This is a genomic window from Streptomyces sp. NPDC006687 (assembly GCF_040636215.1).
Taxonomy (GTDB): Bacteria; Actinomycetota; Actinomycetes; order Streptomycetales; family Streptomycetaceae; genus Streptomyces.
On the sequence record NZ_JBEYJJ010000002.1, the window covers coordinates 356,901 to 375,899 of the forward strand.

The window sequence follows — 18,999 nt, forward strand, 5'->3', positions numbered from 1 at the left end:
ACCCCTCCCGGCCGTCCCGTCACGGCGTGTACTTGTACCCCACGCGGCGCACGGTCTGGATCGCACCCCGGTGCGCCGCGCCCAGCTTGCGCCGCAGGCGGGCGATGTGGACGTCGACCGTCCGGCCGTCGCCGACGTGGCCGTAGCCCCACACCGTGGTGACCAGCTGGTCCCGGCTGTGCACCCGGTGCGGGTGGGCCACCAGATGGGCGAGGAGCTCGAACTCCAGGTAGGTGAGGTCCAGTTGTTCGCCGTCGACCTCCGCCGTGCGCCGCGCGGCGTCGATCCGCACGAGCGTGTCTCCGGTCGTCGTCGAGGACGGCGCCCCAGGCTGGACGGGAGCGGCGGCCCCGGCCCCCGCCCCGTGCCCCGGGACGGGAACGGACTGCGGGGCGAAGGCGATCGGCTGCTGGTCGGCCGGTACGAGGACCAGATAGCCGACCATGGGCGGCTGGCCCGGCAGCGCGGGCAGGGAGTGCTGGGGCGCGGGCAGCCAGGTGGCGCCCGGCGGGAGCAGGTCCACCACCCGGGCCACCTCGTCCCGTTCGACGGCCCGCAGCCGATGGCGGGCACCGGCCGGGAAGGGCAGGGGGGCGGAGGTCGCAGCGGAGGCGGCAGAAGCGAGGGAGCGGGTGTTCGCCATGAGTGGTCAGCTCTTTCACGCGGAGTGGTCGGCAGAAGACGTACGTGTGCATGGGCACGTGTGCGTAGGCACGTAGTCGTTGCGTACCGCGCAGACCGAAGGCCCCGGGAGGGGTCTGGTGGAGAGGTCAGGGGTCCCGGAGGCTTTAGAGGGCCGGCGCGTTCTCGGCGCGGCGACACACCCGGTCGAAGTCGTGGTCCTGCCGGGACGGCCAGAACGGCTCCAGGTCGCTGCGACCTGTCGGGGAGTACGAGTAGCTGGCCATGGGCGTCATTGAAGCAGAAAGCGCGGGCCTGAGGCAGACCGCGTCTCACTTGGTGGATCGGAATCTCAAATTCCGTCGTGATCTCTTCGTCAGGCCGTCACAATCCCGGCAAACCGCCGACAGAAAAACCGCGTTGGTCACCCCGCCTCGGGCGGCCGTACCGCATCGCGGACGGATTCGTCCCACCGCCACCACACCCCCGCGCCACTCCCACGCCCGCGCGCGGGCCCGGCCCCGCGTCGTCCGCCGCGTGGGGCAGACTGGACGGGTGAGCGTTTCGTCCGATCTGAACTCCTCCGGCGACGGCCCCGAGCGGGCCCCCGGCCACCCCCGCCCCCGCGTCGGCCTGCTGGGCACCGGCCCCTGGGCCCGCCGCACCCACGCCCCCGCCCTCGCCGCCCACGCCGGCTCCGACTTCGCCGGCGTGTGGGGCCGCCGGCCGGAAGCGGCGGCCGAGCTGGCGGCCGCGTACGGGGTGAAGGCGTACGAGGACCCCGACGCGCTGTTCGAGGACTGCGACGTGGTGGCGTTCGCCCTGCCGCCGGACGTCCAGGCCCCGCTCGCCGTGCGCGCGGCGGCCGCCGGCTGCCACCTGCTGCTGGACAAGCCCGTCGCCACGACCGTCGCGGACGCCCGCGCCGTCGCCGACGCCGCCGCCGCGCACGGCGTCGCCTCCGTCGTCTTCCTGACGCTCCGCTTCGCCGAACCCACCGCCGGGTGGGTCCGCGAACAGGCCGGGCGCAGCGGCTGGTTCACCGCCTCCGCCCACTGGCTCGGCGCCGTCTTCCCGCCCGGCGGCGAGGCCAGCGCGTACGCCGACTCGCCCTGGCGCAAGGCCAAGGGCGGCCTGTGGGACGTCGGCCCCCACGCGCTGTCCGTCCTGATCCCGGTCCTGGGCGAGGTCACCGCCGTCACCGCCGCCCGTGGGCCCGCCGACACGGTCCAGCTCGCCCTGCGGCACGACTCGGGCGCCGCCAGCACGGCCGTCCTCGGCCTGAGCGCCCCGGCCGCGGCGGCCGGGGTGGGGCTGGAGCTGCGCGGGGCGGAGGGCGTCTTCGCGCTGCCCGGCTGGAGCGACGTCCCCGGCGCCTACGGGCGCGCCCTGGACGCCGTCCTCACCGCGGCCCGCACCGGCGTGCCCGACCCCCGGGGGGCGGAGTTCGGGGCCCGGCTGACGGAGATCCTCACGGAGGCGGAGTCGCAGCTGGGCGCCCCGCCCGCCTGACGGGGGGCCTCACTTGATGACGGCGTTGGCGACGATGATGGCCAGGCCGATCGTGGCGTCGGCCAGGCCGATGAGCAAGGCCGGGCCCATCCGGTAGCCGACCCGGACCGCCACGAAGGAGCCCCAGGCGAAGAGCAGCGCGGTGTTCAGCCCGAGCCCGACGGCCGTCACCCCGTACGACTCCCAGTGCGCGACCCCGGCGAGGACGAGCAGCAGCACGGTGGGCAGGGCGGCCACGATCATCGGCCACTCGTTCCACAGCCCCCGCACCAGCAGCCGCCACCGGTACGCGGCGGAGCCCGCCTGGTGGGTGCTCATATGGTGCGCGTACCCGTGCGCGAGCCCGGCGGCGACGGCGGTGACGAGGATCCAGCTGGCGTCGTAGAAGGGGTTGTAGGGCCCGCCCGTCTCGTCGAGCGCGGCCAGCAGCCCACTGGCCAGCACGGTCCCGTACACCCCGCCGAACATCCAGTCGGCCCCCCGCCGAGGCGGCGGCAGCACGCGCCCGCCGGGGGCGGTGGGGCGCTGGTCGGGGGCGTGGTCGTGGGCGTGGGCGTGGGCGTCGGTCATGGTGGTCCCGGGCTCGCTCGGAGTTTTGGTGCGGTTTGTTCCTTTTCGGTGTCCGCCCCACCCTACGGGGTGGGGGATGAGGGCGAGATGAACGAGGCCCCGGTCTCCCGGCTGCCGCCCGGCTGTCCCGAGCCCCTGTCGGGGCCAGCGAAAGCGGCGCGGGCCGTGGTCAGGAAGTGGTGGACCGCCTGCCGTTCGGCTGCGGTGAGGGCGGCCGTCGCCTCCGCCAGTGTGGCGAGCGCCGGGCCGAAGAAGGTCCGGCCCAGGCGGACCGCCTGCGGGGTGACCGTCAGCAGGACGCGGCGGCGGTCGTGGGGGTCGCGGGCGCGGGTGGTGTGGCCGAGGCGTTCCAGCCGGTCGATCACCGCCGTCGTACCGGCCGAGTTCAGGCCCAGGCGGGCGCCGAGCAGGCCCGCCGTGGCCGGTTCGCCGGCCCGGGCGGCGTCCAGCAGGCAGACCAGGGCCCGTACGTCCGTCGGGTGCATCCCGTTGGCGGTGGCGAACTCCGCCTGACGCAGGCCGAATTCGATGGCCACCGCCCGCAGCAGGTGCACCAGTTCCAGGTCCTTGTCGTCCATGCCGTCTCCCGCCTAGGATCCCCGGTATTCCATTCCCTCGCTCAGCGAGATTATCGCCCAGCGAGGGATCGAGCCGGGAGAGCGGAGCAGCACCATGGTCCCGACGTCCTTCCGCGCCGCCTACGACGAGGCCCTCGCCCGGTGGCCCGTGTCCGCCGAGGCCGTCGAGGTGCCCACGCCGTACGGGGTCACCCGGGTCAACAGCTGCGGTCCGCTCGGGGCGCCCCCGCTGGTGCTGCTGCCGGGGGGCGGGGCCGGCTCCGTCGTGTGGGGCGGCTGCGTGGGGGCTTTGCCGGCCCGGGCGTGGCGGGTCCACGCGGTGGATCTGGTGGGGGAGCCGGGGCTGAGCGTGCCGGCGCCCGGGCGGCCCGTGCTGAGCCCCGGGGACCTCGTCGGGTGGCTCGACGCGCTGCTCGACGCCCTCGCCGACGGGCCCGTGACCCTGGCCGGGCACTCCTACGGCGCGTGGATCGCCGCCCACGCGGCCGCCGTCCGGCCGCAGCGGCTGGAGCGGCTCGTGCTGCTCGACCCGGCCCGGGTCTTCGCCGGACTCCGGCCCGCCTACCTGCTGCGCGCCCTGCCGGTGCTCGTGCGGCCCACCCCGGCCCGGATCCGCTCGTTCCTCGCCTGGGAGACCGGCGGGGTCCCGCTCGACCCCGCCTGGCTGCGGCTCCAGGAGGAGGTGGCCGCCTTCCCCACCGTCCGGCCGGTGACCGGGCCCCGGCCCGCCCTCGCCGGGCTCGGGGGGCTGCCGGTCGACGTCCTCGTCGCCGGGGCGGCCCGGTGCCACGACCCCCGGCGCGTCGCGCGGGCCGCGCGGGAGGCGTTGCCGGGGGCGCGGGTCGAGGTGCTGCCCGGGGCCTCGCACCACGCGCTGCCCTTCACGGCGGCCGCCGACATCGCCCGCCTCCTCGCCGGGTAGCGGGCGGGGCTACCCCTTGCGGGAGAGGGCCTCGCGGACCGCCTCCTCCGAGCGGGCCACGACCGCCGTGCCGTCCTCGGCGGTGATGATCGGGCGCTGGATCAGCTTCGGGTGGGCCGCCAGGTGGGCGATCCAGCGGGCGCGGGCCTCGTCCGTCGCCTCGCGCGGCAGGTCCCGTACGCCGGTCTCCTTCGCCAGGGGGTCGGAGGTGCGCGTGATGTCCCAGGGCTCCAGGCCGAGGCGGCCGAGCACCTCGCGGATCTCGGCCTCGGACGGTACGTCCTCCAGGTAGCGGCGGACGGTGTACTCGGCGCCCTCCGCGTCCAGCAGGGTCAGTGCGCTGCGGCACTTCGAACAGGCGGGGTTGATCCAGATCTCCATGCCGGAAAGCCTAGTCAGAAGGCGGCGGACCGCCGTCCGGCCAGGGCTTTTGTCAGTGCCCCCCGGTAAAATCGAAGGAGAACGACAGGAAGCCAACTACCGTTTGGGAGGCTGTAGATGGCCGCTGCCGCGAGCATGATGACGCCCAGGAAGAAGCCGCTGCCGGCGGGGTTGCCCCGCGAGTGGTACGAGAATCACAACCGCCGCCTGAAGGCCATGCGGCTGGCCATCTCGCTGCTCGACACGGGCACGTACGACGCCAAGCGCGCCACCAACCGGAAGATACGGACGATGGCCGTCCGGGTGGGGATCCGCCGGCCGTCCAACCTCACCTGCCGCATGGTCCGCGCCTTCATCGTCGCCAACGCCGCCTGAGGCGCGGCAGGCACCCCGCACGCCGACGGCCGGCCGGCGGCTCCGCGCGCCGGCGGGCCGTCCGCCCGGATCACTTCTCCACGAAGACGATCTCCTCCGGACCGTGCGTCATCCTGACCGTGTCGCCGGTGACTTCGACGAGGTGGTGCATGCCGCTGAACACCTCCGGCTCGCCCTGGAGGAAGAACCGGTCCTCCGAGGCCCCCGCCAGATAGGCGCGGAAGCAGGACAGGGAGGGGTCCGCGGGGTTGAGGTCCAGGTAGTCCTTCAGCCTGCGGAAGAGCTTCGGCAGGATCACGGCCCCGGTGTCCTCGTCCGTGAGCGAGGACAGGCCGGTGACCTTCGTGCCGGTCGTGGTCGTGTCCTTCGCCCAGACGCCCGGCTTCGGGTTCCGGGCGGCCGCCGCCGTGGCGGCGGCGGTGAGGGAGGCGCGCAGGAGCTCGGGGAACTCGCTGTAGTAGGTCGGGTAGACCAGGCCCTTGGCGAGCAGCTGGTAGTTGGCGGTGTTCTTCAGCGCGCGCTCGTCGACGTCGATCTCGTAGCCGTTCGGAGCCGGCTGGAAGTCCCTGCCGACGAGGGCGACGCAGCGGCCGGAGACGTCGGCGCCGCGGGTGAGGACGTAGCCGTGGGTGACCTCGGGGATGGTGCTGATGATCTTCTCGTGGTCGTCCCGGTGGAAGTCGGTGAAGCCGAGCGCCGTCAGCAGCGCGTCCGCGGCCGCGTGGGCCAGGCCCAGCGGCTGGTGCTGCACGCCCGAGGGCGAGTGCTCGTCCCCGTAGTGGGTCTCCAGCGCGTCGACGCCCTCCAGCCGGATGGAGGCGCTGCCGTCCCACTTCGGCAGGACCGGCCGGGCCCCTGGGACGCGCTTCCAGTCGGCGGGGTCGTCCGGGGTGAAGGCGACGGTGTCGCCGTCCGGCCTGAGGTTCTTCGCCCGGAAGGTGCCGGTGATCAGCAGCATCGGCATGGCCATGGCGGCTCCCAAGGGGGGTCTGGGGTTCCGGGACGAGGACGCGCGGGGGATGCCCCCTGAATCTAGGGACGCCCCGGCCCGCCGGACAACCGCTGATCGGGCGACAGCACCAGCAGCGCCACGTCGTCGCTCGGCCCGCCCCCGCTGAAGTCCGCGAGGTCCTGCCAGAGCGCCGGCACCAGGCCCTCCGGGTCGCCCGCCACGACCGGGACCCGGTCGGCCAGCGGGTAGAAGCGGCCCGCCGCGTCGCGGGCCTCGGTCACCCCGTCGGTGTGCGCGAGGAGCCGGTCGCCCGGCAGCAGCGGCAGTTCGGCGACCTCGGGCAGGGCCGGCCCGGCCAGGCCCAGACCGAGTGGCGGGCCCGGCTCGGCGGCCACCTCCGTGACCGTGAAGTCCCGCAGCAGCAGCACCGGAGGGTGCCCGCACGACACGATCCGTACGAGGTCCAGCCCGGGCGGGAACTCCAGCAGCACGGCCGTCGCGAACAGCTCGGGGTGGGCCACCGAGTCCGCCGCCGCGTCGGCCGCCAGCCGCCGGTCCAGCCGGGCCGCGACCGCCTCCAGCCCCGGGTCGTCCAGCACCGCCTCCCGGAAGGCGCCGAGCAGCGAGGCGACCGTGCCGACGGCGGCCAGCCCGTGCCCCTGGACGTCCCCGACCACCGCCCGGACCCCGTACGGCCCGGCCCGTACGTCGTACAGGTCGCCACCGACCAGCGTGCCCCGCTGGGCCGCCCGGTACAGCCCCGAGCAGCTCACCCCGCCGACCTGCTCCGGTACCGGCGGCAGCACCGCCAGCTGGGCGGCCTCGGCGACGGTCCGGACGCTGACCAGCTGGGCGTCCCGGCGCCGCCGCACCCAGGCGATGACCACGCTGAGCAGCCCGACGGTGGCCACGGTGGCCAGGTCGGTGCCGCGGGCGTGGCCCACGCCGAGCCGGGGATCGCCGAGGAGGACCAGCACCAGGACGCCGAAGACGGCGGTGCCGGCGGCCCCGTACGCGAAGGCGGCCACGGCCGGCAGGGCCGCCAGGAAGTAGCCGAGCTCGGCGGTGGCGGTGGTCCACTGGGCGGCGCAGAGCGCGCCCAGCGCCACCACGGGGGCGATCCGGGCCCAGCGCGGCGGCGGCGCCCCGTGCAGCCAGCCGGGCTCGTCCCGCTCGCGTCTCGCCCTCCGGCTCGGCCCTGGTCTCACCCCTCCACCCTGGTACGGGGTGCGGGGCGGCGCACGCCGGGTGGCCCCGGCGGGCTGGCCGGGGCGGCCGCGGACCGCGACAGTGGAGCGGTGACGCAGACGCAGAGCGCGGCCATCAGCACCCGGCTGAACTGGCTGCGGGCCGGGGTCCTCGGGGCCAACGACGGGATCATCTCCACGGCGGGCCTGGTGGTGGGCGTGGCCGGGGCCACCACCTCACGGGCGGAGATCCTCACGGCCGGGGTGGCCGGCCTGCTGGCGGGCTCGCTGTCGATGGCGGTGGGGGAGTACGTCTCGGTCAGCTCCCAGCGTGACTCCGAGCGGGCGGCGCTCGACCTGGAGCGGCGCGAGCTGGCGGAGGATCCGCAGGCGGAGCTGGCCGAGCTGACGGACCTGCTGGCCGACCGGGGACTGAGCCGGGACGTGGCCCGGGAGGCCGCCGAGCAGCTGACGGCGCGCGACGCGCTGCGGGCGCACGCGCGGGTGGAGCTGGGGATCGAGCCGGACGAGCTGGCGAACCCCTGGCACGCGGCGCTGGCCAGCCTGGTCGCCTTCACGGTGGGGGCGCTGCTGCCGCTGCTGGCCATCGTCCTGCCGGGGGCATCGGTGCGGGTGCCGGTGACGGTGGCGGCGGTGCTGGCGGCGCTGACGCTGTGCGGGGTGGTGAGCGCCCGGCTGGGCGGGGCGCCGGTGCCGCGGGCGGTACTGCGCAACGTCCTGGGCGGGGCCCTGGCGATGGCGGTCACCTACGCGGTGGGCACCTGGCTGGGCTCCGCCTGAGCCGCGACAGAGCCCGGGCGGCGCCGGGAGCGGTGTGTGCCGGTGCGGGCGGGCCGGGCGGCGGAGGGCCAGACTGCCCCTATGCGCATCGCCCTCACCGGAGCTTCCGGACTCATCGGCAAGGCCCTCGTCCGCTCCCTGCACGCCGACGGCCACGACACCGTCCGCTTCGTCCGCCGCGCCCCCGCCGGGCCGGACGAGGCGCGCTGGGACCCCGCGAGCGGGTACGTCGACACCGACGGACTGCGCGGGTGTGACGCCGTCGTGCACCTCGCGGGGGCCGGCGTCGGGGACCACCGGTGGACGGACGCGTACAAGAGGGAGATCCGCGACAGCCGGGTCCTCGGCACCGCCGCCGTCGCGGGCGCGTTGGCCGGGATGGCGGAACCGCCCGCGGTGTTCGTGTGCGGGTCGGCCGTCGGGTACTACGGGGACACCGGCAGCAGGGCCGTGGACGAGTCCGCCCCCGCCGGCGACGGGTTCCTGCCGTCCGTCTGCGTCGAGTGGGAGGCGGCCGCCGCCCCCGCGCGGGACGCCGGGATCCGGACGGTGTCCGCGCGCACCGGGCTCGTGGTCTCCGCCGAGGGCGGCGCCTGGGGACGGCTGTTCCCCGTCTTCCGGGCGGGTGTCGGCGGCCGCCTCGGCGACGGGCGGCAGTACTGGTCGTACATCTCGATGCGCGACGAGGTCGCCGCCCTGCGGTTCCTGATCGACACCCCCGGCCTGTCGGGCCCGTTCAACCTCACCGCCCCCGAGCCCCTGACCAACCGCGAGGTCACCGCCGCGATGGGCCGCGTCCTGCACCGGCCGGTCCTGTGCACCGTTCCGGCCCCGGTGCTGCGCGTCGCGCTCGGGGAGTTCGCGCAGGACGTGCTGGGCAGTCAGCGGGTGCTGCCCACCCGCCTGTTGGAGGCCGGGTTCACCTTCACCCACCCGCGCATCGAGGAGGCCATCCGGGCGGCGCTGTCCTGACGGGGGTGGCGCAGGGGCGCCCGTGTGCGACCGGTTGTGACCCGTATGCGACCGGTGTGCGACCGGAGTTGTGCGGAATACCGCACCCGACTCGGGTTCTCCTGGAGCCGGTTGGGGGAAGAACGATCCCCACACAGCCGCCGCGCCGACCTCGGGGAGGGGCACGTGCTCAGCAGCGACGTCGTCATCGTAGGAGCCGGAGTCTCAGGACTCGCGGCAGCGCACCACCTGATCGCCGCGGGGGTCAGCGTCAGCGTCCTGGAGGCCGCCGACGACCCCGGCGGCCGCATGGCCACCGCGTCGGCCGGCGGATTCCGCCTGGACCGGGTCGGCCAGCTCCTCAACACCGCGTACACCGAACCCGCCCGCACCCCGGGCCTGGAAGCCCTGACCCTGCGGCCCTTCGCCCCCGGGGTCCTCGTGCACGGCGCCGACGGAAAGCGGCAGCGGGCCGGGGCCCTCACCCCCGCCCGCGCGCTGGCCAGCGGCTCCCTCGACCAGGCCCGGCTCAGCGCCGCCCTCGCCCGCCTCGCGGCACTGCCCCCCGACCGCCTCCTGGCCCGGCCCGAGCGCACCGCCCTGGCCGCCCTCCGCTCCCGGGGCCTGCCGCCGCGCACCGTCAACGGGATCCTGCGGCCCCTGCTCTCGGCCCTGCTGCGCGACCCGGACCTCACCACCTCCAGCCGCGTCGCCGACCTCGCCCTGCGCACCTTCGCCCGCGGCCGCCTCGCCGTACCCGAGGGCGGTGCGGCGGTCCTGCCCGAGCTCCTCGCCGCGGGCCTGCCGCCCGGCACCGTCCGCACCGGGGTCCGCGTGCGGTCGGTGGCGACCAACCTCGTCACCACCGAGGAGCACGGGGACTTCGGCTGTCGCTCGGTCCTGCTCGCCACCGGGGCCCGCGCCGCCGCCGAACTGCTCCCCGGCCTGCGGGTGCCCGCCTTCCACGAGGTCACCGTCATCCACCACGCCACCGCCGAGCCCCTGCCCTGGGACGGATCGCTGCTGCTGGACGCCGACCCCAAGTGGCCGCTCGCCCACACCACCGTGATGAGTGCCGTCGACCCCACCCGGGCCCCGGCGGGCCGCAGCCTGGTCACCACCACCGTCCACGGCCCCCCGCCGCCCGCCCGCACGGTCGCCGCCCGGCTGGCCCGGCTGTACGAGACGGCGACCCGGGACTGGGAGCTGCTGGCCGTCCACCACACCCCGGAGGCCGTTCCGGCCATGCCCCCGCCGCACGACCGGCAGCGGCCCGTCCGGGTCCTGGCCGGGCTCTACGTCTGCGGCGACCACCGCGACGCCAACACCGTCCAGGGCGCCCTCCACTCCGCCCGCCGCGCCGCCACCGCCCTCCTGCGCGACTTCGGCATCCCCCTCCCGGCCCACCAGGAACCCCCGCTCCCAGCCGCAGCAGCCTGACCCCCCGACCGCGAACGGGCCGGCCCCCGACCCGCCCGACCGGCGCCGCGCCGACGGCCGCGCCCGTCGGAGGTGGGCCCGTCCCCGGGCCGGTGGCCGCGTCGGCCCACGCCGCCGACTCCGGCAGCCCACGGGCCCCGGCCGGGCCGAGGTGTGCCTGGCCGTGCTCGGAGCCTCGGGCGGCGCCCCCGCCTGCCCGGCGCTGCTCCGACGGCCGCGCCCGGCCGAGGTGTGCCCGTCCCGGGCCGGGCACGGCCGCCTCCGGCCCGGCGCGGCCCCGGGCCGGGCACGGCCGCGGCCGCGCCGGGGGTGCCCCGCCGCGCCCGCCCGTGCCGGCGTCAGGACAGCGCCGCCACCCGGTCGCGGTACGTCCTGACCGCCGCCGCGTCGCGGTACGGCTCCAGACGGCGTTCGAAGTCGCGGACGTACTCCACCGCCCGCACCGACCGCATCTCGCTCGCCTGCTGCGCCGCCTCCGCCCCCAGCGCGCACGCCTGGTCCAGCTCGCCCAGCCCCAGCCGGGCCGTCGCCAGGACCACCCGGCAGAACAGCCGCGAGCGGGCGTACCCCGGCGAGCGCAGCTGGAGCGAGCGCTCCGCGTGCTGGGCCGCCGCCCGGTACTGCTGGAGGTCGCGGTGGCAGTGCCCGAACTCGTACGCCAGCTGCCCCTCGTCGAAGGCCCGCGCCCAGTGCGGTACGTCGTCCCCCGGCCGGGCCGCGCCCAGCGCCCGCTCGGCCCGTACCAGCGAGGCCGTCGCCGCCCGGACCTCGCCCAGCACCGCGTGCCCCCGCGCCTCCGCCGCGTGCAGCAGCGCCTGCACCACCGGCGGCGGCCCCGAACCCACGCCCTGCTGGGCCACCCGGGCCAACTGCACCGCCTCCCGGCCGTGCCCCAGGTACACCGCCTGGCGGCTCATCGTCACCAGCACGTACGACCCGTACGGCCGGTCCCCGGCGGCCTGCGCCAGCCGCAGCGCCTGCACGAAGTAGCGCTGGGCCAGCCCGTGCGCGGCGATGTCGTACGAGGTCCAGCCCGCGAGCCGGGTCAGGTCGGCGGCGGCCGAGAACAGCCGGCGCCCGGTGGTCTCCCCGTACGTGCCGCGCAGCATGGGCTCGGCCTCGTGCTCCAGGTACCGCACCAGGGCCTGGCGGGCGTGGCCGCCGCCGTAGGCGTGGTCCAGGGTGCGGAACAGCTCGCTCACCGACCGCAGCGCCGCGATGTCCCCGCCGGTGACCCGCTGCCCGGGCCCGCGGTCGATCTGCCGCTGCCGGGGCACCGTCGCGCGGCCCTGCGCGGGCACCCGGTGGGCGGCGGGGTCCGCGCCGCGTCCCACCCGCTCGTCGGCCCGCCCGATCAGCCAGTCACGGCTGGGCACCACGAGCCCGGCCGGGGTGAAGGCGATCTTGCGCAGCTCCGCGTGCGAGCCGGAGTCCTTGCGCCACAGCCCGCTCGCGATGTCCACGGCCTCCTCCGGGGTGGCCGCGAACTCCAGCCCCGCGTACACGGGCGCGCACGCGTCCAGGCCGAGGTCCTGGGCCGACAGCCGCCGCCCCAGGCGCCGCGTGAAGACCTCCGCGATCAGCGCCGGGGTCGTGCCACGGGGCTGCTGGCCGCGCAGCCACCGGGTCACGGAGGTCTTGTCGTACCGCAGATCCAGCCCGTGCTCCAGCCCCAGCTGGTCGACGCGGCGGGCGAGCCCGGCGTTGGAGAACCCCGCTTCCGCGATCAGCGCGGCGAGCTGCCGGTTGGGGACGCGCTGGGCAGGTCGTTCCGTCATCGGCTCCACGGTTTCCGTACGTGACGGACCGGGGTCCCGGCCCTGTGAACGGCGTGAATGTAGCGGCCAACTCCGCCTGCGCTGCCCTCTCTGCCCCACATTCATCCGATCGTGTGCAGAATGGGTAGGGCTCTTTACGGACGGGTCGACGATCTCCACGTAAGCTGCGCCCCCATGAACCGCCGACCCGACGGGCCGCACCCGCCCGCCGCGCACGAGAACGCGCAGCCCGGCGCGCCGCTCGCCGCCCCCGAGCTCACCGAGGGGCAGTGCCGCCGCTGCGGTACCCACATCGCGGGGCTGGACGGGCGTTACGCGTGCGGGGTGTGCGGCTGGGTCAACGACCACACCGAGGGCCACCGCCGGCTGCCGCGCGCCGACGAGGACCCCGACCGCCCCCCGGCCGGCCGCAGACGCCCCCGCCGCCTCCCCGACCCGCAGCCGGGCCCGCGGACGAGCCCCTGACCGGGCCGGGACCGGGCTCCGGACCGGGGCCCTGAGGGGGCGCGCGCGGGCCGCCGTACCCTGGACCGGTGCGGATACGTGCACACAGCAGGTTCAACGAGGAGGCGCTGCGGTGACTGAGCTTCGGTTTGTCCATCTGGGCTTCGGGCCGGAATCCGTCGAGTACACCGCGGCCTGGGAGGAGCAGCGGCGCGTCCACGCGGCCCGCTTCGCCGACGAGATCGACGACACCTGCCTGATGGTGGAGCACGAGCCGGTCTACACCGCCGGCCGCCGCACCGACCCCAGCGAGCGCCCGCTCGACGGCACGCCCGTCATCGACGTGGACCGCGGCGGCAAGATCACCTGGCACGGCCCGGGCCAGCTGGTCGGCTACCCGATCCTGAAGCTGCCCCGCCCGGTCGACGTGGTCGCCCACGTACGCCGCCTGGAGGAGGCCCTGATCCGCACCGCCACCGAGTTCGGCGTGCGGACCACCCGGGTCGAGGGCCGCTCCGGCGTCTGGGTCCTCGGCGACCCCGTGGAGGACCGTCCCAAGACCGGCGGCCTCTCCCTGGACTTCGACCCCCGGATGGGCGACGACGAGTTCGACGCCCGCCTGGCCGGCGCCGAGTACGCCCCGTCCAACGCCGGCCAGCGCCGCGAGGACCGCAAGCTCGCCGCCATCGGCATCCGCGTCGCCAAGGGCGTCACGATGCACGGCTTCTCCCTCAACGTGAACCCGGACAGCACCTGGTTCGACCGGATCATCCCCTGCGGGATCCGCGACGCCGGTGTGACCTCGCTCTCGTACGAGCTGGGCCGCGAGATCACCATCGCCGAGGTGCTGCCGGTCGTCGAGAGGCACCTGAGGGACGTCCTGGAGAGCGCCGAGCCGAAGCCGCGCGCGATCGAACGCGAGGCCGCGCCGGCCGCCGGCTGACGCCCGGGGGAATGCGTCCGGCCGCCTCCCGGTTGGCCGGACGGAAGAACGTACGAAATTACGGGCGTACCCTGGTGGGCGCCGAAGAATCGAAGTCACAGGGAGCCGGTCGTGTCCGCAGTCGCACCCGACGGACGCAAGATGCTGCGCCTGGAGGTCCGCAACAGCCAGACCCCCATCGAGCGCAAGCCCGAGTGGATCAAGACCCGGGCGAAGATGGGTCCCGAGTACACCAAGATGCAGGCCCTGGTGAAGGGCGAAGGACTGCACACGGTCTGCCAGGAAGCCGGCTGTCCCAACATCTACGAGTGCTGGGAGGACCGCGAGGCCACCTTCCTCATCGGTGGCGACCAGTGCACCCGGCGCTGTGACTTCTGCCAGATCGACACCGGCAAGCCCGAGGCCCTGGACCGGGACGAGCCCCGCCGCGTGGGCGAGTCCGTGGTCACCATGGACCTGAACTACGCCACCATCACCGGCGTCGCCCGCGACGACCTGGCCGACGGCGGGGCCTGGCTGTACGCGGAGACCGTGCGCCAGATCCACCAGCAGACGGCGGGCCGCGAGGGCGGCCACACCAAGGTCGAGCTGCTGGCCCCCGACTTCAACGCCGTCCCGGAGCTGCTGGAGGAGGTCTTCGCCTCCCGCCCCGAGGTCTTCGCGCACAACGTCGAGACCGTGCCCCGGATCTTCAAGCGGATCCGCCCCGGCTTCCGCTACGAGCGCTCCCTCGACGTGATCACCCAGGCCCGCGCGTACGGCCTGGTCACCAAGTCGAACCTGATCCTCGGCATGGGCGAGGAGCGCGAGGAGGTCAGCGAGGCGCTGAAGGACCTCCACGAGGCGGGCTGCGAGCTCATCACCATCACCCAGTACCTGCGGCCCTCGCCGCGCCACCACCCCGTGGAGCGCTGGGTGAAGCCGGCCGAGTTCGTCGAGCTGGCGAAGGAGGCCGAGGAGATCGGCTTCTCCGGCGTGATGTCCGGGCCGCTGGTCCGGTCCTCCTACCGCGCCGGCCGCCTCTACACCCAGGCGATGGAGAAGCGCGCGGCCGTCTGACCGCCTCCGCCCGGCGCACACGGAGCGTGTGAGGTCGGGCACAAAAACTTACCGGTGAGTAGTACGCGATGACGCGGCCCCTAGGCTCTTTCATATGGAGAGTCCGGCGGGCCGCGTCAATGTTTCACAACGTTTGACCCACTGGGCATGCGCTGGTAACACCAGTCAGTGACGCTGGATCCACGCACCGCACACGCCATCGACGCGAGTACGAGAGTAGGGACCGACATCATGCAGGCCGCGCCTGTCCGCGCCATCGCCATCCCGTCCTTCAGTGAAGCCGTCCGCGGCATCGAGTCGCTGCTCATGAGCGGTGCCCGGCGCAACGCCTGGACGGCCGTCCTGGAGGACCGCCGCAGGGCCAAGGACCGGGTGGAAACCGAGCACGTACTCGAGGCCGCGGCGACCCGTACCCCGCAGGCCACGTAAACTTCGCCTTATGGCGAGGAAGTCAAACGCAGAGACTGCTGCGAACCCCGGGCGACTGAAGCAGATCGCCCTGACGTACAAGATGACGCGCAAGGCCGACCCGAAGGTCGGTCTGATCGTCGCGGGCGTGGGAATCGTCACCTTCGGTGTCTTTCTTGCGATCGGCTTCCTGATCGGCCACCCGGTCTACCTGGGCATCCTGGGCTTCCTGGTGGCGTTCCTCGCGATGGCGATCGTCTTCGGACGGCGGGCCGAGCGGGCTGCCTTCGGGCAGATGGAGGGGCAGCCGGGCGCTGCCGCGGCCGTACTGGACAACGTGGGACGGGGCTGGACGACCACCCCGGCCGTCGCCATGAACCGGAACCAGGACATCGTCCACCGGGCCGTCGGCAAGGCGGGCGTGGTCCTGATCGCCGAGGGCAACCCGAACCGGGTGAAGTCCCTGCTCGCGGCAGAGAAGAAGAAGCTGGCCCGGATCATGCCCGAGGTCCCGGTCCACGACTTCATCGTCGGCACCGGCGAGGGCGAGGTGCCGCTGAAGAAGGTGCGCACGACGCTGCTGAAGCTCCCGCGCGTCCTGTCCGGCCCCCAGATCACCCAGGTCAACGACAAGCTGCGGGCCATGGGCGACCTCATGAGCAACATGCCTATCCCGAAGGGCCCGGTCCCCGGGCGCGGGATGCGCGGCCAGCGCCCGCGCTGACCCGTATACGACACAGGAGCGCCCTGCGAGCCGGAAGGCTCGCAGGGCGCTCTTTTCTCCGCTCGTTCCTCTGCCCGCTCAGATCCGGACCTGGACGGCGCCCGAGAGCCGGTCGTGCAGTCCGCGGCCGTCCCGGTCCCAGACCAGCGCCGGGACGACGAGCGCCAGCAGCACCGTACGGAGCACCACGCGCGGCAGGCTCAGGCGGCCGCCGTTCTGCGAGATCACCCGGAGGCCGAGAATCCGCTTGCCGGGCGTGAAGCCCACCGTGCCCACCGTCAGGAGGGACAGGGCCACGAAGAGCAGCAGCGTCCAGTTGCCCGCCGACCGCAGGTCGCCGTGGGTGATGAGCCCGTATGCGATCAGCTGGCAGCCGATCCAGTCGATGGCCACCGCGCCCAGCCGGCGCCCGAAACGCGCCACGGAGCCGGGCCCCGACTGCGGCAGACCGAGCTGCTGACCCGGATAGCCGAAGTCGACGCCCATCTCCTCGGCGGTCGCGCGGGGGCCGGAGAGCCAGGAACCGATTGCTTGCCTGTTGTCCACTCCACCACGGTACCGGTGCCCTTCGACGCGACCTGGACGGGACCCTGGTTAACTTGTGCGAAACAAATGGGTCATGCTTGGGAAATCCCGTCTGCTTATGGTCGGGTCAGCGTGCGGCACCGCACTGACGCGCCAGGAGCTATACAGCCCGTCCCTGCCCCGGGACCGGGAGTAGGAGGACTTGGATGTTCAAGAACGCCGAAGAAGTGAAGCAGTACATCGAGGAGAACGACGTCAAGTTCGTCGACGTGCGCTTCTGCGACCTGCCCGGTGTGATGCAGCACTTCACGATCCCGGCGCGCGCGTTCGACCCGGCGGAGGAGCTCGCCTTCGACGGCTCCTCGATCCGCGGCTTCCAGGCCATCCACGAGTCGGACATGGCGCTGCGCGCCGACATCACGACCGCCCGCCTGGACCCGTTCCGCCGCGACAAGACGCTGAACATCAACTTCTTCATCCACGACCCGATCACGGGTGAGGCGTACAGCCGCGACCCGCGCAACATCGCCAAGAAGGCCGAGGCGTACCTCGCCTCCACCGGCATCGCGGACACCGCGTTCTTCGGCCCCGAGGCCGAGTTCTACATCTTCGACAGCGTGCGCTTCGCGACCACCGCGAACGAGGGCTTCTACCACATCGACTCCGAGGCCGGCGCCTGGAACACCGGTTCCGAGGAGAACAACCGCGGCTACAAGGTCCGCTACAAGGGCGGTTACTTCCCGGTCGCCCCGGTCGACCACTTCGCCGACCTGCGCGCCGAGATCTCCCTGGAGCTCGACGCCCAGGGCCTCCAGGTCGAGCGCCAGCACCACGAGGTCGGCACCGGTGGCCAGGCCGAGATCAACTACAAGTTCAACACGCTGCTCGCCGCGGCCGACGACCTGATGCTCTTCAAGTACATCGTGAAGAACGTCGCGTGGAAGAACGGCAAGACCGCGACCTTCATGCCGAAGCCGATCTTCGGTGACAACGGCTCGGGCATGCACGTCCACCAGTCCCTGTGGGCCGGCGGCGAGCCGCTCTTCTACGACGAGGCCGGCTACGCGGGCCTGTCGGACACCGCCCGCTACTACATCGGCGGCATCCTCAAGCACGCCCCGTCGCTGCTCGCCTTCACCAACCCGACGGTGAACTCCTACCACCGCCTGGTGCCGGGCTTCGAGGCGCCGGTCAACATGGTGTACTCGCAGCGCAACCGCTCCGCCGCCATGCGCATCCCGATCACGGGCTCGAACCCGAAGGCCAAGCGCGTCGAGTTCCGCGCGCCGGACCCGTCCTCGAACCCGTACCTCGCCTTCTCGGCGCTGCTCCTCGCGGGCCTCGACGGCATCAAGAACAAGATCGAGCCGATGGAGCCGATCGACAAGGACCTCTACGAGCTCTCCCCGGACGAGCACGCGAACGTCCCGCAGGTCCCGACCAGCCTGGAGGACGTCCTCAAGGCCCTGGAGGAGGACCACGAGTACCTCCTGGCCGGCGGTGTCTTCACCCCGGACCTCATCGAGACCTGGATCGACTACAAGCGCACGCACGAGATCGCCCCGATCGCGCAGCGTCCGCACCCGCACGAGTTCGAGCTCTACTTCGACCTCTAGAAAAGCCGGCCCCACGGGCCGTGAAGTGCCTGCTGGGAGGCCCCCCGCCGCTCTCTTCGGAGAGCGGCGGGGGGCCTCCCGCTTTTGACATGTCGCTCAGGTGGAGTAACCGTTGATAAGGCCCTAAAAGCCCGATAAGCCCGATCAGCGAGATATGTTCGGAGGTGCATCACCATGCGCCGTAGGATCATCGGTGCGCTCGTCGCGGGTGCCGCAGGAACCACCCTGGCGCTGCTGCCCCTGAGCAGCGCGTCCGCGCACGACCACGACGGGAACAACTGGAACTGGAACCACTCGAGTCACTCCCGGTGGGTCAACAACTGGGACGATGACGACGACTGCGGCAACGGCCACGGCAACTGGCACCACCACGGTGACTGGGGCCGCTGGGACAACGCGAACTGGTCCGACGACTGGGGCGGCTGGCGCTGACCCTCGCCGTACCTGACCGAACCCCCGACGATGCCCCTGCCCCGCGCTCAGCGGAGCAGGGGCATCGCGCTGGTCAGCTGGCGCAGGCAGCGCACCGCGAGGTCGGCGGGGGAGTCCGGACCGCCCACCGGGGCGTCGCCGGCGGACCACAGTTCCAGGGCGATCCGGATCGCGTCGGTGGCGGCCGCGGCGACCAGGCGTACGGACATCTCGTCCGCGTCCTCGCCCGCGAGCCGGGCCACCAGCGGGACCAGCCGCTCCTCCGACTCCTGGTTCACCCGGTACCAGACGGCCCGCAGGGCCTCGTCCGTGGCCGCCGCGCGCAGCAGGCCGCGGGTGACCTCCAGGCCCTCCTCGACGGCCTTGGAGTCGCTCAGGGCGCGGGTCACGGCCCGCTCCAGGGACTGCGCGAGGGGGGTGGCGGGGTCCTCCTCGGCGAGCAGGGCGCGCCAGGCGTCGCCGCCTCCCGCCAGCAGCGGGGCCACGGCCTCCTGCTTGTTGCGGAAGTAGCGGTAGAACGTGCGCAGTGCGACCCCGGCCCGGTGGGCGATGTCCTCGGCGGTGGTCCCGTCGGGGCCGTGCGCGGCGAAGAGCTCGCAGGCGGCGCGGGCGATGTCGAGCTGCGTGGCGGCCTTGCGGCGCTCGGTCAGGGACTGGGCTCCGGAGCCGCTCTGGGGGGAGTACGGGCGGGGAGATCTCACGGGGGAAGCCTACCGCCAGTCGGCTCCGATGAATGCAATGTGTGACAGGGTGGCAAAATGTGCCATCGAGTCGCTACGC

The 18,999-nt window shown here is 73.9% G+C and carries 22 protein-coding genes; 13 read left to right on the forward strand and 9 right to left on the reverse strand.

Annotated elements, in window-relative coordinates; all coding sequences use genetic code 11:
- Window positions 1-19: 19 nt before the first annotated feature.
- A complete protein-coding gene (locus ABZ716_RS03995) occupies window positions 20-643 on the reverse strand; it encodes a winged helix-turn-helix domain-containing protein (protein ID WP_358956305.1) in 624 nt (207 codons plus the stop codon).
- A gap of 551 nt (window positions 644-1,194) precedes the next feature.
- Here ABZ716_RS03995 and ABZ716_RS04000 point away from each other — a divergent pair.
- On the forward strand, window positions 1,195-2,133 hold the full coding sequence (locus ABZ716_RS04000) for a Gfo/Idh/MocA family oxidoreductase (protein WP_358956423.1): 939 nt from the start codon (window positions 1,195-1,197) through the stop codon (window positions 2,131-2,133).
- A gap of 9 nt (window positions 2,134-2,142) precedes the next feature.
- Here ABZ716_RS04000 and ABZ716_RS04005 read toward each other — a convergent pair whose 3' ends face one another.
- Together ABZ716_RS04005 and ABZ716_RS04010 are read right to left on the reverse strand one after the other, a co-directional pair.
- Window positions 2,143-2,703, reverse strand: a complete 561-nt coding sequence (locus ABZ716_RS04005; RefSeq protein WP_358956307.1) for a hypothetical protein — start codon at window positions 2,701-2,703, stop codon at window positions 2,143-2,145.
- 62 nt (window positions 2,704-2,765) lie between these two features.
- The gene (locus tag ABZ716_RS04010; RefSeq protein WP_358956309.1) at window positions 2,766-3,281 is read right to left on the reverse strand and encodes a MarR family winged helix-turn-helix transcriptional regulator; all 516 of its coding nucleotides are present in this window, start codon (window positions 3,279-3,281) and stop codon (window positions 2,766-2,768) included.
- Between the two features lie 94 nt (window positions 3,282-3,375).
- On the opposite strand from ABZ716_RS04010, the gene ABZ716_RS04015 reads away from it, so the two are divergent.
- Window positions 3,376-4,203 carry an alpha/beta hydrolase gene (locus ABZ716_RS04015; RefSeq protein ID WP_358956311.1) on the forward strand — a complete coding sequence of 276 codons (828 nt, stop codon included), beginning with the start codon at window positions 3,376-3,378 and terminating at the stop codon, window positions 4,201-4,203.
- Window positions 4,204-4,212: 9 nt separating this feature from the next.
- Here ABZ716_RS04015 and ABZ716_RS04020 read toward each other — a convergent pair whose 3' ends face one another.
- Entirely contained in the window at window positions 4,213-4,584 is a 372-nt protein-coding gene (locus tag ABZ716_RS04020) for an ArsC/Spx/MgsR family protein (protein ID WP_358956313.1), read from the reverse strand.
- Window positions 4,585-4,701: 117 nt separating this feature from the next.
- On the opposite strand from ABZ716_RS04020, the gene ABZ716_RS04025 reads away from it, so the two are divergent.
- Complete coding sequence (locus ABZ716_RS04025) at window positions 4,702-4,959, forward strand: hypothetical protein (RefSeq protein WP_358811511.1); 258 nt, start codon at window positions 4,702-4,704, stop codon at window positions 4,957-4,959.
- Window positions 4,960-5,029: 70 nt separating this feature from the next.
- Here ABZ716_RS04025 and ABZ716_RS04030 read toward each other — a convergent pair whose 3' ends face one another.
- The gene (locus ABZ716_RS04030; protein WP_358956315.1) at window positions 5,030-5,929 is read right to left on the reverse strand and encodes a nuclease; all 900 of its coding nucleotides are present in this window, start codon (window positions 5,927-5,929) and stop codon (window positions 5,030-5,032) included.
- A gap of 62 nt (window positions 5,930-5,991) precedes the next feature.
- Window positions 5,992-7,119, reverse strand: coding sequence for a PP2C family protein-serine/threonine phosphatase (locus tag ABZ716_RS04035; protein ID WP_358811513.1), 1,128 nt, complete (start codon window positions 7,117-7,119; stop codon window positions 5,992-5,994).
- A gap of 90 nt (window positions 7,120-7,209) precedes the next feature.
- Between ABZ716_RS04035 and ABZ716_RS04040 the strand changes: the two genes are divergently transcribed.
- The 3 genes from ABZ716_RS04040 to ABZ716_RS04050 all read left to right on the forward strand — a co-directional run bounded on the left by ABZ716_RS04040 (window position 7,210) and on the right by ABZ716_RS04050 (window position 10,290).
- Entirely contained in the window at window positions 7,210-7,899 is a 690-nt protein-coding gene (locus ABZ716_RS04040) for a VIT family protein (RefSeq protein ID WP_358811514.1), read from the forward strand.
- Window positions 7,900-7,980: 81 nt separating this feature from the next.
- Entirely contained in the window at window positions 7,981-8,871 is an 891-nt protein-coding gene (locus ABZ716_RS04045) for a TIGR01777 family oxidoreductase (RefSeq protein ID WP_358956317.1), read from the forward strand.
- 165 nt (window positions 8,872-9,036) lie between these two features.
- The gene (locus tag ABZ716_RS04050) at window positions 9,037-10,290 is read left to right on the forward strand and encodes an FAD-dependent oxidoreductase (protein WP_358956319.1); all 1,254 of its coding nucleotides are present in this window, start codon (window positions 9,037-9,039) and stop codon (window positions 10,288-10,290) included.
- A 338-nt stretch (window positions 10,291-10,628) separates the two neighbouring features.
- Here ABZ716_RS04050 and ABZ716_RS04055 read toward each other — a convergent pair whose 3' ends face one another.
- Window positions 10,629-12,068, reverse strand: a complete 1,440-nt coding sequence (locus ABZ716_RS04055) for a regulator (protein WP_358811517.1) — start codon at window positions 12,066-12,068, stop codon at window positions 10,629-10,631.
- 174 nt (window positions 12,069-12,242) lie between these two features.
- On the opposite strand from ABZ716_RS04055, the gene ABZ716_RS04060 reads away from it, so the two are divergent.
- The 5 genes from ABZ716_RS04060 (at window position 12,243) to ABZ716_RS04080 (ending at window position 15,646) form a co-directional block, all read left to right on the forward strand.
- Window positions 12,243-12,533: a hypothetical protein gene (locus ABZ716_RS04060; RefSeq protein WP_358811518.1), complete on the forward strand. Its 291-nt coding sequence runs from the start codon at window positions 12,243-12,245 to the stop codon at window positions 12,531-12,533.
- A 112-nt stretch (window positions 12,534-12,645) separates the two neighbouring features.
- Window positions 12,646-13,455 (forward strand): lipoyl(octanoyl) transferase LipB, encoded by an 810-nt coding sequence (lipB, locus tag ABZ716_RS04065; RefSeq protein WP_358956321.1) that lies wholly within the window; start codon window positions 12,646-12,648, stop codon window positions 13,453-13,455.
- Window positions 13,456-13,566: 111 nt separating this feature from the next.
- Entirely contained in the window at window positions 13,567-14,514 is a 948-nt protein-coding gene (lipA, locus tag ABZ716_RS04070) for a lipoyl synthase (RefSeq protein WP_351881286.1), read from the forward strand.
- 231 nt (window positions 14,515-14,745) lie between these two features.
- The gene (locus ABZ716_RS04075; protein ID WP_351881283.1) at window positions 14,746-14,943 is read left to right on the forward strand and encodes a hypothetical protein; all 198 of its coding nucleotides are present in this window, start codon (window positions 14,746-14,748) and stop codon (window positions 14,941-14,943) included.
- Window positions 14,944-14,953: 10 nt separating this feature from the next.
- Entirely contained in the window at window positions 14,954-15,646 is a 693-nt protein-coding gene (locus tag ABZ716_RS04080; protein WP_351881280.1) for a DUF4191 domain-containing protein, read from the forward strand.
- A 78-nt stretch (window positions 15,647-15,724) separates the two neighbouring features.
- On the opposite strand, the gene ABZ716_RS04085 is transcribed toward ABZ716_RS04080, so the two are convergent.
- On the reverse strand, window positions 15,725-16,192 hold the full coding sequence (locus ABZ716_RS04085) for an RDD family protein (protein ID WP_351881277.1): 468 nt from the start codon (window positions 16,190-16,192) through the stop codon (window positions 15,725-15,727).
- A gap of 185 nt (window positions 16,193-16,377) precedes the next feature.
- On the opposite strand from ABZ716_RS04085, the gene glnA reads away from it, so the two are divergent.
- On the forward strand, window positions 16,378-17,787 hold the full coding sequence (gene glnA, locus ABZ716_RS04090; RefSeq protein ID WP_351881274.1) for a type I glutamate--ammonia ligase: 1,410 nt from the start codon (window positions 16,378-16,380) through the stop codon (window positions 17,785-17,787).
- A 174-nt stretch (window positions 17,788-17,961) separates the two neighbouring features.
- Complete coding sequence (locus ABZ716_RS04095) at window positions 17,962-18,219, forward strand: hypothetical protein (protein WP_358956324.1); 258 nt, start codon at window positions 17,962-17,964, stop codon at window positions 18,217-18,219.
- Between the two features lie 47 nt (window positions 18,220-18,266).
- On the opposite strand, the gene ABZ716_RS04100 is transcribed toward ABZ716_RS04095, so the two are convergent.
- Window positions 18,267-18,920, reverse strand: coding sequence for a TetR family transcriptional regulator (locus tag ABZ716_RS04100; protein WP_358956327.1), 654 nt, complete (start codon window positions 18,918-18,920; stop codon window positions 18,267-18,269).
- Window positions 18,921-18,999 lie beyond the last annotated feature (79 nt).

Coding starts and splice junctions, on each gene's coding strand:
- ABZ716_RS04015 (WP_358956311.1), top strand. CDS start 3,376: ATGGTCCCGACGTCCTTCCGCGCCGCCTACGACGAGGCCCTCGCCCGG.
- ABZ716_RS04025 (WP_358811511.1), top strand. CDS start 4,702: ATGGCCGCTGCCGCGAGCATGATGACGCCCAGGAAGAAGCCGCTGCCG.
- ABZ716_RS03995 (WP_358956305.1), bottom strand. CDS start 643: ATGGCGAACACCCGCTCCCTCGCTTCTGCCGCCTCCGCTGCGACCTCC.
- glnA (WP_351881274.1), top strand. CDS start 16,378: ATGTTCAAGAACGCCGAAGAAGTGAAGCAGTACATCGAGGAGAACGAC.
- ABZ716_RS04030 (WP_358956315.1), bottom strand. CDS start 5,929: ATGGCCATGCCGATGCTGCTGATCACCGGCACCTTCCGGGCGAAGAAC.
- ABZ716_RS04060 (WP_358811518.1), top strand. CDS start 12,243: ATGAACCGCCGACCCGACGGGCCGCACCCGCCCGCCGCGCACGAGAAC.
- ABZ716_RS04020 (WP_358956313.1), bottom strand. CDS start 4,584: ATGGAGATCTGGATCAACCCCGCCTGTTCGAAGTGCCGCAGCGCACTG.
- ABZ716_RS04095 (WP_358956324.1), top strand. CDS start 17,962: ATGCGCCGTAGGATCATCGGTGCGCTCGTCGCGGGTGCCGCAGGAACC.
- ABZ716_RS04010 (WP_358956309.1), bottom strand. CDS start 3,281: ATGGACGACAAGGACCTGGAACTGGTGCACCTGCTGCGGGCGGTGGCC.
- ABZ716_RS04045 (WP_358956317.1), top strand. CDS start 7,981: ATGCGCATCGCCCTCACCGGAGCTTCCGGACTCATCGGCAAGGCCCTC.
- ABZ716_RS04075 (WP_351881283.1), top strand. CDS start 14,746: ATGCAGGCCGCGCCTGTCCGCGCCATCGCCATCCCGTCCTTCAGTGAA.
- ABZ716_RS04080 (WP_351881280.1), top strand. CDS start 14,954: ATGGCGAGGAAGTCAAACGCAGAGACTGCTGCGAACCCCGGGCGACTG.
- ABZ716_RS04005 (WP_358956307.1), bottom strand. CDS start 2,703: ATGACCGACGCCCACGCCCACGCCCACGACCACGCCCCCGACCAGCGC.
- ABZ716_RS04055 (WP_358811517.1), bottom strand. CDS start 12,068: ATGACGGAACGACCTGCCCAGCGCGTCCCCAACCGGCAGCTCGCCGCG.